General features: G+C 65.6%; 11 protein-coding genes and 1 pseudogene. 3 read left to right on the forward strand and 9 right to left on the reverse strand.

Annotation, left to right across the window (positions count from 1 at the left end; all coding sequences use genetic code 11):
* Window positions 1-99: 99 nt before the first annotated feature.
* The gene (locus tag Q0L57_RS28945) at window positions 100-270 is read left to right on the forward strand and encodes a Flp family type IVb pilin (protein WP_296746511.1); all 171 of its coding nucleotides are present in this window, start codon (window positions 100-102) and stop codon (window positions 268-270) included.
* A gap of 22 nt (window positions 271-292) precedes the next feature.
* On the opposite strand, the gene Q0L57_RS28950 is transcribed toward Q0L57_RS28945, so the two are convergent.
* The 3 genes from Q0L57_RS28950 to Q0L57_RS28960 are packed head-to-tail and all read right to left on the reverse strand — an operon-like array spanning window position 293 to window position 4,415.
* The gene (locus Q0L57_RS28950) at window positions 293-2,539 is read right to left on the reverse strand and encodes a molybdopterin cofactor-binding domain-containing protein (RefSeq protein ID WP_296746512.1); all 2,247 of its coding nucleotides are present in this window, start codon (window positions 2,537-2,539) and stop codon (window positions 293-295) included.
* The gene (locus Q0L57_RS28955; protein ID WP_296746513.1) at window positions 2,536-3,042 is read right to left on the reverse strand and encodes a (2Fe-2S)-binding protein; all 507 of its coding nucleotides are present in this window, start codon (window positions 3,040-3,042) and stop codon (window positions 2,536-2,538) included. The genes Q0L57_RS28950 and Q0L57_RS28955 overlap by 4 nt, the downstream gene beginning before the upstream one ends.
* The gene (locus Q0L57_RS28960; RefSeq protein ID WP_296746514.1) at window positions 3,042-4,415 is read right to left on the reverse strand and encodes a cytochrome c; all 1,374 of its coding nucleotides are present in this window, start codon (window positions 4,413-4,415) and stop codon (window positions 3,042-3,044) included. Before Q0L57_RS28960 ends, Q0L57_RS28955 begins: the two co-directional genes overlap by 1 nt.
* 808 nt (window positions 4,416-5,223) lie before the next feature.
* Between Q0L57_RS28960 and Q0L57_RS28965 the strand changes: the two genes are divergently transcribed.
* Complete coding sequence (locus Q0L57_RS28965) at window positions 5,224-5,316, forward strand: lasso RiPP family leader peptide-containing protein (RefSeq protein WP_296746515.1); 93 nt, start codon at window positions 5,224-5,226, stop codon at window positions 5,314-5,316.
* A gap of 234 nt (window positions 5,317-5,550) precedes the next feature.
* Here Q0L57_RS28965 and Q0L57_RS28975 read toward each other — a convergent pair whose 3' ends face one another.
* The 5 genes from Q0L57_RS28975 to Q0L57_RS28995 form a co-directional block, all read right to left on the reverse strand.
* Complete coding sequence (locus tag Q0L57_RS28975; protein ID WP_296746517.1) at window positions 5,551-6,729, reverse strand: hypothetical protein; 1,179 nt, start codon at window positions 6,727-6,729, stop codon at window positions 5,551-5,553.
* A 333-nt stretch (window positions 6,730-7,062) separates the two neighbouring features.
* Window positions 7,063-7,833 carry an exodeoxyribonuclease III gene (gene xth / locus Q0L57_RS28980; RefSeq protein ID WP_296746518.1) on the reverse strand — a complete coding sequence of 257 codons (771 nt, stop codon included), beginning with the start codon at window positions 7,831-7,833 and terminating at the stop codon, window positions 7,063-7,065.
* Window positions 7,834-7,994: 161 nt separating this feature from the next.
* Window positions 7,995-8,648 (reverse strand): alpha/beta family hydrolase, encoded by a 654-nt coding sequence (locus Q0L57_RS28985; RefSeq protein ID WP_296746519.1) that lies wholly within the window; start codon window positions 8,646-8,648, stop codon window positions 7,995-7,997.
* Window positions 8,649-8,840: 192 nt separating this feature from the next.
* Window positions 8,841-9,974, reverse strand: coding sequence for a tetratricopeptide repeat protein (locus Q0L57_RS28990; protein ID WP_296746520.1), 1,134 nt, complete (start codon window positions 9,972-9,974; stop codon window positions 8,841-8,843).
* Entirely contained in the window at window positions 9,971-10,882 is a 912-nt protein-coding gene (locus tag Q0L57_RS28995; protein ID WP_296746521.1) for a Ku protein, read from the reverse strand. Before Q0L57_RS28995 ends, Q0L57_RS28990 begins: the two co-directional genes overlap by 4 nt.
* A gap of 397 nt (window positions 10,883-11,279) precedes the next feature.
* On the opposite strand from Q0L57_RS28995, the pseudogene Q0L57_RS29000 reads away from it, so the two are divergent.
* Window positions 11,280-11,369, forward strand: a pseudogene (locus Q0L57_RS29000) (GIY-YIG nuclease family protein); the annotation flags it as partial.
* 122 nt (window positions 11,370-11,491) lie between these two features.
* On the opposite strand, the gene Q0L57_RS29005 reads toward Q0L57_RS29000, so the two are convergent.
* Window positions 11,492-12,027: DNA primase small subunit domain-containing protein (locus tag Q0L57_RS29005; RefSeq protein WP_366940962.1), on the reverse strand; the 536-nt coding region annotated here is incomplete at its 5' end.

Here is a 12,027-nt window from a genome sequence, read left to right on the forward strand (position 1 = left end):
CCGGCCAGCCGGACCGCGCGCCTTAACCATATCCGTTTACACACCTTAAATTAGGCCATGCTAATTCCTTAACGTTCAACAACTAACTGGGCTGGTGACATGCAAATCATCGCCAAATTGCTGCATGACAAATCCGGCGCGACGGCCATCGAATACGGATTGATCGCGGCGCTCATTGCCTTGGGCATCATGGTTGGGGCGGGCGCGCTGGGCAATGCGCTGAACGGCGAGTTCGCGACCATCGCAAACACACTGAACACCTCTCCGTGACGAGCCGGCCTCGGCAGGCTCCCTATGCTCCCAGCACAGCCTTCACCCTGTCGCGGGTGTAAGGCAGGTCGTGGATGCGTTTGCCGGTCGCGTGCCGGAAGGCGTTGGCGATGGCGCCGGCGGCCGGGCCCTGGGCCGCTTCGGCGACACCGAGATAGGGAGAGCCCGGGTTGTCGACGATCTCCACTTCGATGCTGTCCGGCACCGCGCTGAAGCGCAGGATCGGATAGGCTGACCAGTCGGGGCTCAAGATCCGCGTCCTGTCGAAATGGACCGCCTCGTAAAGCGTCCAGCTCATCGACTGCAGAATGCCGCCCTCGGTCTGGTTGACGATCGAATCCGGAGCCACCGCCTCGCCGCAGTCGACCGCCGCGACTACATGCGAGATCGTGATCGCGCCACTGTCGCGGTCGACGTCGGCCTCCAGCGCGATGGCGAGATAGGCGGCGTGGTTCTTGTATTTGGCGAAGGCGAAGCCCCGGCCCCGGCCTTCCGGCAACGCATCCTTCGACCAGCCGAATTTGTCCGCCGTCACCTCGATCACCTTCCTGGCGCGCGGATCCTTCAGGTGACGCAGCCGGTATTCGACAGGATCGGCGTTCGCGGCCTGCGCGAGATCATCCATGAAGCTTTCGATGGAGAAGACGTTGCAATAGGCGCCGAGGCCGCGCAGCGAGGAGACGCGCACGGGCATGTCGGCGACGAAGTGCCAGTTCACGCGCTGGTTCGGCACATCGTAGAGCGGAATGGCGTTGCGGTCGCCATTGCCGAGCGGCGAGATCTGCAGCTTGGCCGGGTCGGGCGGGAAATGGCGGGCCATCAGCCGGCCCGCGATCAGCGACCCGGCCGAGCCCGGCCGCGTGCCGTGGCTGTTGCTCCACAGATCGTAATGCCAGCTGACGATGTTGCCGCTCCGGTCGAGCGTGGCGCTCGCCCTGGTCAGCATCGCCGGCCCGTAGGGTTCCCAAAGGTGCTCCTGGTCGCGCATCCACTGCACGCGCACCGGCTTGTCCGGCACTTTCTGCGCGATCAGCGCCGCGTCGGCCGCCGCGTCGTCGGCGCCATTGTGGCCGTAGCAGCCCGAGCCCTCGGTGTGGATGCAGCGCACCTTCTCCTCCGGCACGCCGAGCATCTGAGCGATCGCCTTGCGGTCGGGATAGACGCCTTGCGTATGCGTCCACACCGTCGTCAGCCCGTTGTCCAGCAGGGCCACCGCGCTCGACGGGCCGATCGAGCCATGCATCTGGTAGGCGCGCGTGAACTGCGCCTGCAGCGTCCTGGCGCCCGGCGCATTGTCGGCGCCAACCGAGGTCACAGTGCCGACTTCCGAGACGGATTTCTCCAGGAAGGACGGCAGGTTGTCCTGGTCCGGGAGCGCCGAGGTTTCCTGCCACTTCGCGACGGCGGCCATGGCGCGCATCGCCTTAACCGCCTGGAATTCCCGTTCGGCGACCACGGCGAGGAAATCGCCGTCGCGCACAACCGCTATCACGCCCTGCATCGCCTTGACGGCGACGTCGCCGAAATCGATCAGCCTGGCGCCGTAGCTCGGCGGCCGCACCACGCGGGCATGCACCATGCCCGGCGGCCGCATGTCCTGCACATAGGCATTGCCGCCGGTGACCTTGGCCGGGATGTCCACCCGCGCGAAGGGCTTGCCGATGGCGTGGTAGGTCGCGGGCGCCTTTAGCCTCGTGTCGGGCGCCGCGTCGACATGCAGGAAATCGGCCGCGACCAGCTCGCCATAACGCGCCGAAGCGCCGTTCGGCCCGACGATCCTGCCGGCCTCGGCCTTGAGCGCCTCGACCGGAGCGCCGAGCTTCTCGCTGGCCTTGGCGACCAGGATCTGCCGCACCTGCGCCGCGGCGTAGCGGATCGCGGTGCCGCTGTTCTGGATCGTCTGGCTGCCGGCGGTGTAGCCTTCATTCGGCGTCAGCGCCGTGTCGGCGGTGATCAGCTTGATCGCCGCCGGTTCCACCTCCAGTTCCTCGGCCGCGATCTGGCGCAGCGACGTCTTGGTGCCCTGGCCAAGCTCGGCCTTGCCGGTGAAGACGGTGATCGAGCCATCGGCATCGATGCGTATCCAGGCGTCGAGCGAAGGCGTGTCGGCCAGGCTGCCCGGCAGTTTCGGCTTGGCGGCCTCCGCGCCGGGCGTCGCCGGCGCTTCCTGCGCCTCGGCGGGGATGGCAAAGGATACCACCAGCGCGCCGGCCCCGGCCAGGAAGCCGCGCCGCGAGATGTCGGGAAGGTCAAGGCTCGGCGCGTTCATGACGCCCTCCCCACGGCCGTGGCCGGCGCCAGGCCGGCGGACTTGCCGCGCATCAGGTCGCGGGCGCGGGCGACCGCGCGCAGGATGCGCATATGCGTGCCGCAACGGCAAAGATTCGGCTCAAGCGCCTGCCTTATGTCGGCGTCGGCGGCGTCGGGCATCGCCTCGAGCAGCGCCTGCGCCCGCATCATCATGCCGGCGATGCAATAGCCGCATTGCGCCGCCTGCACCTCGATGAAGGCTTTCTGCATCGGACCGGGGTCGTCGATCGTACCCAGACCCTCGACCGTCCTGATCTCGCGCCCTTCCACCAACAGAGCCGGCGTCAGGCAGGAAAAGACTGCCTCGCCATCGACCATCACCGTGCAGGCGCCGCACTGGCCGAGGCCGCAGCCGAACTTGGCGCCGTTGAGCTTGAGATCGTTGCGCAGCACATAGAGCAGCGGCGTGGCCGGATCGATGTCGAGGTCATGCGAGGCGCCGTTGACGTTGAGCTTAACCATCAGTCCCTGGCTCCTACATTGTCCGGGCCGCGCTCGATGCCGTCGGAAGGCCGAACGCTGACGAGGTACTTTCCGTCGCGTGTGTCGGCGACCTTCGCCTTCGCATCAGCCCAGGCCGGCTTTTGCGCATAGGCCTCGCGCAGAAAGGCAAGCAGGTCCGCCACCTGGTCGTCGGTCAGCGTGGCGGCGAAGCCCGGCATGATCGGGCTCTGGCGTCCGCTTGCCGCCGGCAGGCCGTAGAGCACGACATTGATCGCGTTCTGCGGGTCGGGCACGGCAATCGTGCTGGAGAGATGGAAATCGATGCCGCCGAAGGGCTGCTGCCGGCCACCGTCGTGACAGATCGCGCAAGCTGCCTGGTAGATCACGGCGCCGCGGCTGGTCGGGCTGCCGGTGGCGGCGCTCACCGGGATCGGCGTGCCGCCCTGGTCGGTCGCGAGCTTCTTGCGGATCTCGGCGCTTCTCGCCACGCGCTCGAGTGCCGGCGGTCCCATTTGCGAGATCAGATAGGTGGCGATGGCGCCGATGTCGGCATCGGGCAGACGGCCGAGATTGCCGGTGACCTCGGCCATCGGGCCGTTGGCGACGCCATGATCGGCATGCCAGCCCTGCCGCAGATAGGCAAACAGGCTGTCACGCGTCCAGGGGATGGGCGCGGAGGACAGGCCGTTGAGCGCGAAGGCCTTCCAGCCCTCCGCTTCGCCGCCGGCCAGGCGAGCGCTCTGGAGTTCGGCGCCGAGCGCGTTCCGCGGCGTGTGGCAGGCGCCGCAATGGCCGAGCCCCTCGACCAGATAGGCGCCGCGATTCCATTCAGCGCCCTGCGAGGCGTCTTGCCGATAGACGCCCTTGTCGAAGAACAGAAGCTTCCAGCCCGCCAGCACCAAGCGCACGTCGAGCGGGAACGGTAAACGATTGGCGGGACGCCGGCTTTCCACCGGCCGGCGCGTCATCAGATAGGCGTAGAGCGCGCTGTTGTCCTCGTCGGAGACGAGGGTGAAATGGTCGTAGGGAAAGGCGGGATAGAGGTGGTTGCCCTCCCGGTCGACGCCCTCGCGCATGGCGCGGCTGAAGGCAGCCTCCGACCAGCGCCCGATGCCGGTGGCGGGATCCGGCGTGATGTTGGTGGAATAGATGGTGCCGAACGGCGTCGGTACGGCAAGCCCGCCGGCGAAGGATTTCTCGCCGGGCCTGGTATGGCAGGCGGTGCAATTGCCGACCGCGGCGAGCATTGCCCCTTTCTCGATCAAGGCCTGGTCAAAGGCGGTCCGCGGCGGCGGTTCGACCGGATCGATCGCCGGCTTCCAGGCATAGGCGAAGAAGCCGGCGGCGCAGGCCGCGACGACGATCAGAACACCCGCCAGGAAGCGCTTCAAGAAATGCCTCCGTTGCATGCGATGCCGCGAGCGCGCCGGAGGCCCGGCCATAGGATGCTTGCCGTCATCGGGCATGAACTAGGCGACGGGCCAACGCCGTCAATCGGCGGGAGCGCGAAATCGACCGGGGCCAATTGCATGGCTTCCCGATGCACGGGTGCCCATGTCAGCATCCCGGCGCACATCGTGCCGGACCATCGTCTTTGCCGGCCGAGCGCCTGCTTCTGTGAGCAGAAAGACACATTCGTCGAGAATTAGCACACACTGATAAGCCGGCTTTGATTGACAGGAAACGCCGGCATGACATCATCCAATGTGCATTTTCTGGAGAGCTTGGCATGAAGAAGATTTATGAGAAGCCTTCCCTGCTCAGAATGGGCCGGCTTTCGTCGATTACCGCGCAGGTCGTATCATCCACCCCACCGCCGCCATAAGTATTTCGGACGCCAGAACATCCTTCGTGGAAGCTTCATCGACGGCACCGATCGCCGTCGATGAAGAGTTGGATGGGACGGTGGCGAAAGAAGCCAAGATCATCGGAAGACAAACCGGGGAGTCTGGATCATGAAGAAGACATACGAGAAGCCGCGCTTGACCCGTAAAGGCAAGCTTTCAACGGTGACGAGTGGGACGGTATCCAATCCGCCCCTGAATTCCCCCATCGGTTGATGAAACGGGGCTCGCGGGAGCCCGAACCGAGGCAAGAACGATAAAGGTGGATTGCCTGTGGCGATCCGAGGCGGCGCGATTGACAGCGCGCCTTGCCCCAGCCTATGGCTTCCGCAGGGTTATTGGGGACATTTGCATCATGAAGAAAACCTACGAGAAGCCGACGCTCGCCAGGAAAGGCAAGCTTTCGGCCGTCACGGCGGCGAACAGCGGTTCGAAACCGCTGGTCTGACAGAGCTTCCACCTCCTTCGGTTGCGATTTGACGGGCGGGATTCGCCCAATCTGTTTGTTTTTCCCTATGGGAGGCCACCGTGAAGAAAACCTACCAGAAGCCTAGCTTTGCCAAGAAGGGCAAGCTTTCGGCAATTACGGCATTGAACAGCCCGTCCCTGGTTCGGTAGCCTTTTTCAATTCGCGTGCCCGACGGCGTTTGCCCGCCGGACAGCATCCCAGCTCGCGCCGGTTTCAGCGCGACAAGACCAGTTCATCCAGCACAAGCTGCCAACAATGCTTCGTGGAGACGCGCACGCGCGTCACCGCCTTGAGCATCGGGGCGTATTGCACCGGCGCCAGAGCAGACAGCACGACCTCGTCGCTCGCGACCAGGTCGTCGCCGAGCCAGCTTTCCACCAGCGCCACCTCGCCCTCTGCGCTCAGCCAGGCCACGGCCAGCATGATCGAATGGAAGCCGAAGGGTTCGGCCCGGCCGAACTCCGCCGGATGGCCGCTGCTGGTGTAGGTGGTGTAGCCACGCGAAAGACTGCCGTTGAGATAGCCCTCGCTGTCCTTGATGTAGAGGCTGGTCAGCGCGTTGAGGCCGCGCCAGTCGAGCCCGCCATGGCCGCTCGGCACTTTCTGGAAAGGCAGCACGGTGACATCGCCGAAGCCGATCGTCTCCAGCGCCGCGTCGGCGGCGAGCGCGCCGGGCCTGAGCTGGCCGAGATCAACAGGATAGGCGGAGAGCTTCAGGCGCCGCTCGAGGCCGGCACCGGAAATCGCCAGTTCGTCGGCCCCGAACGGCAGATCGAGGCGGAAGTCGCCCGGCGAAAGCGGCCTCGTCTCCAGCAGCCTGCCCTCGCAGACAAATGACAGCGTCGCCCCGGCCGCCGCCCTGCCGCGCACGAAGCGCGCCGGCGCAAGCCCGACCATCCCGGGCAAGGTCTCGCCGGCAAGCCCGGCGGGCGAGCCGGGCAGCGCGTCGAGCCGCATCGACTGGCTCTGATTGCCGGTGGTGACGCGCCATCCGGGCGGCACCGAGACATCGAACCGGTAGATGCCGGGCTTGCGCAGCAGGGCCCGGCGCTTCGTCGTCGACATCGGGAAATTGGCGAAGCCGCCATTGTTGGTGCGCAGCGCGGCGAGGAACGCCCCTTTCCCATCATAGGCGCGCACCATGATGCCGCCCATCGGCCGGTCGGCCTGGCCGAACCTGCCGTCGCCATCGACGTCCATGAACACGAAAGAGGAATAGTTGAGCAGCCCGCGGCTGCCGGTCCAGTCGGCGCGGGCCGCGTAGTCGCGTGCGGAGTTGGCGCTGCCCTGCGCCTTGCGCCGCTTGCGGCGATGGTGCAGGGCAAGCGCGATCAGGGCAATGGCGCCGGCGAGGACGAGCAAGCCGATAAGGGCAATGAGGGCGTCAGCCATGGCGGGGCGATGGCGCTGCGAAAACGTGCGAAATCATGAGCATGTCGTCTGAACCCCCGATCAGATGGTTTCGCAAACTAGCGTGGGATGTTGTTGGCGCACAACGGGTGACGGGGGTGCGTGTCGCGGAGACGTCGGCGTGGCAGCACCCCCCTCTGTCCTGCCGGACATCTCCCCCTCAAGGGGGGAGATTATGCTCTCGATCGGTTTCGCCAATCGCCAAAGTCGCAGCGGGACCGCTGGCGGCGAAGCTGCCAATCTCCCCCCTTGAGGGGGAGATGGCCGGCAGGCCAGAGGGGGGTGCGCGGGAACTCGGCCGCGCGCATTATGGCATCACCCCAGTTCCACCCAAACAGGCGCGTGGTCGCTGGCGCCATCCTCGCCCCTCACCTCGCGGTCGATGCCCGCCCCCTTCAGCTTCCGCGCCAGCTTCTTCGACAACAGGATGTGGTCGAGCCTGAGGCCCGCGTCGCGCGGCCAGCGGTTCCGGCGGTAATCCCAGAACGTGTAGAGCGTCTCCTTCGGGAAGGCCTTGCGCAGCGCGTCCGTCCAGCCCTGATCGATCAGCGCGGCGAAAGCAGCGCGGCTCTCAGGCTGCACCAGCGCGTTGTCGTCATAGGAGCGCGTGGCGTAGATGTCGCGCGGCTCGGGCACGATGTTGAAGTCGCCGGCCAGCACCACCGGCAGGCCGGTGTCGAGCAACTGTTCGGCATGCACGGCGAAGCGCTCGTGCCAGGCGAGCTTGTAGTCGAATTTCGGCCCCGGTTGCGGGTTGCCGTTCGGCGCGTAGAGGCAGCCGATGACGATGCCATCAACCGCCGCCTCGATGTAGCGCGCCTGCCGGTCGGCATCGTCGCCGGGCAGCGCATCGCGGGTCAGCACCGGCTCGGCGCCGCGCGCCAGGATGGCGACGCCGTTCCAGGTTGGCTCGCCCTTCCACACCGCGCCATAGCCGGCATTGGCGAGCCGGGTCAGCGGAAACTGGGTGTCTCGGGATTTCAGTTCCTGCAGGCAGACGACATCCGGTTTTGCTTCGGCGAGCCAGGCGAGCAGGTTTTCCAGGCGGCTGTTGATGTTGTTAATATTGAAGGTGGCGAGTTTCATCCGCCGCCTCTCGGTTCGTCATCCTCGGGCTTGACCCGAGGATCCATGCCGTGACGCATGCCATAGGGTGCGGCGGAGCAGAATTCTGCACCGTTGCAATGCTCGAAAGTCACGGCATGGATCCCAGGGTCTGCGCGCGTCGCTTCGCTCCTTGCTCCGCCCTAGGATGACGAAGCCGAGGGCTGCGCCAGCCTGGCCTTGATCGTCTCGGCCACCGTCTTCAGGTGATCGGCCGTCGAGAAACCTGAGATCGCCTTGCGCGGCTTCAAGTCGTGGTCGCCGTCTTCCAGCCAGATCACCTCGATGGCCGGGGAAAGGCCGTAGGTCGCGACCTCGTCCTTCGTGCCGAATTCGTCGCGCGTGCCCTGGAAGATCAGTGTCGGCGTCTCGAGGCCGATCAGATGTTTCGTCCGCAGTTGCTCGGGCTTGCCCGGCGGGTGGAAGGGATAACCGAGGCAGACCAGCCCGGCGATCTCGCCCTTGGCGAACATCTCGTCGGCGACCATCGAGGCGACGCGGCCGCCCATCGACTTGCCGCCGATGATCAGCTTGCCGGTCACTCCCCTGACGCGCAGGTCGACGATCGCCTTGATGTATTCCGGGTTCACCGTCTCGGCGCGCGGCGGCGGCTTGCGGTGCCCATAGCGGCGCGCCGCCATGTAGTGGAACTCGAAGCGCGCGACCTGGAAACCGGCCGCTGCGAGCGCCTTGGCGGTGGCGGTCATCGAAGGCGAGTCCATCGAGGCACCGGCGCCATGGGCGAGGAGGATGGTGACAGGAGCGGTGTCGTCGCCGTCGAAGAGGAAGGTGGTCATGGGGCGGGCTTTCCGGAAAAGCCGAGTTCCGTCACACCCCCCTCTGCCCTGCCGGGCATCTCCCCCTCAAGGGGGGAGATCAGCTGCCGCGTCGGCCTTCGCCAATCGCCAGCGTAGGAGAACAGGCACGGCGCCAAAGCTGCCAATCTCCCCCCTTGAGGGGGAGATGTCCGGCAGGACAGAGGGGGGTGCTCAAGCGCGAACATCTCTCTCGCCTGCCTCGTGCATATCCACGAATTGAATCCCCTTCTGCGCAGTCCGCGCCCATTCCGAATCCGCGTCGAGCTCCAGATAACGCACCCACAATCGGCGCGCTTCCGCCAGATTCCCAGCATCGAACTCCAACCTAGCCAGGTTGAACACCGGGTCGGCGTAGCCCTTGTCCAGCGCGATCGCCTTCTGCAGGTGACGCCTTGCCGAGGCAACCTTGCCCTCGTCGCTCATCAGCCCGGCGAGGTTGAACCAGGCTTCGACGAAGCCCGGATCGAGCTTGATCGCGCGGGCATAGTCGTGCGCGGCTTCGGCTATGCGGCCGGCGCCGCGCAGGCAGTTGGCGCGGTTGAAGGCGGCGATGGCGTCCCTGGGGTCGATCGCCATGCAGCGCTGGTAGAGCGCGGCCGCATCGTCGTGGCGCTCCTCCTCCTCCGCGGCTTCCGCCTCGGCGAACAGTTCCTCCAGCGTGTCGTCTTCCGGTGAGCCGAGATCGAACAGGAGCTGGCCGTCGAGCTCGCTCCGGCCTTCGTCGAGATAGATGGCGTCGGGGCGGCCATGCTGGGAGCCGAGATTGAGCGACTTGGCGGTGAGCGAGGCGACCGGGCCGGAACGGTGCACCGAGCGCGCGATGGCGCCCCAGCTCGCGCCGCTGGCGATAAGCCCGGCATATTTGCGGGCCAGGATCAGGTCGCGGAAGGAATAGGGCTCGGCGTCATGCTCGAAGGCGTCGAACAGCGACAGCATGTCGAGATCGGCGCCGGCAAGGCGCGACTGGTCGATGAGCGACTGCCGCGACAGCGACGAGGCGTCGGGCGCCTTCATCAGGCCGAGCAGGCGCAGGAAACCGTTCTCGCTGGTGAGCTGGCGGCCGGCCTCGCGCTCGGCTTTCGCGCGGCGCTCGATCTCGGCATCGCCCGTCCGGCTCGTCGCGGCCTTCGCCAGCAAGGCGCGGCCGAACACGACATGAGAGGTGCGGCGGGTGACGCCGCGCCTCAGCTCCGCGTGACGGCGCTCGACCTCGCGCGCGGCGAGCCGCAGCGGAAAGGCGGCCAGCGCGCCAACGACGCCGAAGACGGCGCCGGGGACGATGACTGGCGCGTTTGCGCCCGTCACTTCTTGCTCTTGCCGACGGCCTTCAACAGGTTCGCCTTCAGCGGGTTCTCAGCCGCGCCGCCACCGGCGGCCACTTTTTTGGCGGGCTTGGCCGGCGCTTCCTCGGCCTTGCTCTTCGACTTGGCCGGGGGCTTCGCCTGCTGCGACAGGGACGCCTTCAGCGCATCCATGAGGTTGATGACGTTGCCGCGCTCGGGTGCCGCCGCGATGATCGGCTTGTGACCTTTCAGCTTCTCGCGGATCATCGCCATCAGCGCCACTTCGTAGCGATCCTCGTAGTTCTTCGGATCGAAGTGGGTCTCCTTCTGCTTGATCAGCGCCATGGCGAGATCGAGCATTTCCGGGTCCGGCTTGCCGGCCGGGATGTTGCCGAAATATTCAGTCGTGCCGCGCACTTCGTTGGGATTCCTCAACGTGCAGACGAACATGCCGTTCTCGCGCGCACCGATCGTCACCACGCGCTCGCGGCTGGAGAGCACGAGCCGTGCGATGGCGAGTTTGCCGGATTTGCGCATCGCCTCGCGCAGCACCGCGAAGGTTTCCTCGGCCATGGCGCCGTCGGGCGCGAGATAATAGGGCGCGTCCTGGTAGATGACATCCACCTCGCCTTCGTCGACGAAGGCCTCGATGTTCATCGTGTGGTTGGATTCGATCCGCACCGCATCGAGGTCGGCGTCATCGATGATGATGTACTGCTTGTCCTCATATTCGTAGCCGCGCACCAGGTCCGAGCGCTCGACCAGCCCAAGCTCGGGATCGACCGGCTTCATGTTGATGCGGTTGTGGGTCTTCTTATGCAGCTGGTTGAACGAGATGCGCTCGCTTGCGCTGGTGGCCGGATAGAGCCGGACCGGACAGCTGACGAGGCTGAGCTTGAGGTAACCTTTCCAACTTGCCCTGGGCGCCATGATGAACTCCTACGCGGCCATGCACTGACAGTTACATTTGCGTTGGAGCATGATCCTGCCTTCGCGATCATGCTCCCTGCAGCGCTTCGTCCGGAGGACGAATGAAGCTGCGGAAATCCTACACCGACCCCTGATGGTAATGGCAAATTGCTGACGAAGTGTTTTTGGAGGTCGGCGGGAGGATAATTCAAATTGTAGGAAGCGTCGATGGAGATGGAATGAGACGCTGGCGATGGCAGAAGGCCTCGACATCTCGTCATTCTAGGGCGGAGCAAGGAGCGGAGCGACGCGCGCAGACCCTAGAATCCATGCCGTGACATTGGCCGTAGAATGCAACGGTCCAGAATGGCCGCTGACGACAGTGCCAGTTAACATCCCTGCATGACCGACTACGTTATTGAAGCGTTGGCCACGGCAATGGAAGATCGAACTCATCGAGAAAACCAATCCCGAATGGTTCGAGCTGTTTCGCGGGATTGGCTGGTGAACGTTCTGCGCGGTAATGGCTCTCCACCGTCGCGGCATGGATTCTAGGGTCTGCGCGCGTCGCTTCGCTCCTTGCTCCGCCCTAGAATGACGAAGTCGAGGGCTCCGGCCCTCATCCGCAGGCTACCGCCCCTCCGCCACCGCCGGCAAATCCCGCGCCGCCTCGTCGATATCCGCCCAGGGATCGCCCGACGTCTCCAGCAGCCCGGGCAGAGAGGCGTAGTTCAGGTCCTCGGGCGCGTCGATCGCCTCGAGGTCGGTCCAGCTCACCGGCGTCGAGGCCGGCAAATTGGTACGGGCGCGCAGCGAATAGGGGGCGGCGGAGGTGTGGCCGCGGGCGTTGCGGTGGAAGTCGATGAAAATGCGCTTCTTGCGGTTTTCCTTGCCCATGGTGGTGGTGAAAGTGTCGGGCGCGCTTGCCGCCAGCAAGGTCGAAATGGCGCTCGAGGCCTGGTGCAGCTTCTTCCAGTTCTGCTTGCGCGTCACCGGCACGGTGATGTGGATGCCCTTGCCGCCGGAGGTTTTCGCGAACGGCACAAGGCCGAGGCTTTCCAGCCCGGCCTTGATGTGGACGGCCGCCTCCACCACCTCGCGCCACGAGATCCCCTCGCCCGGGTCGAGGTCGAAGACGATCTGGTCGGGCTTGTCGAGCTTCTGGC

Source organism: Mesorhizobium sp. (assembly GCF_024509055.1).
Taxonomy (GTDB): Bacteria; Pseudomonadota; Alphaproteobacteria; order Rhizobiales; family Rhizobiaceae; genus Mesorhizobium.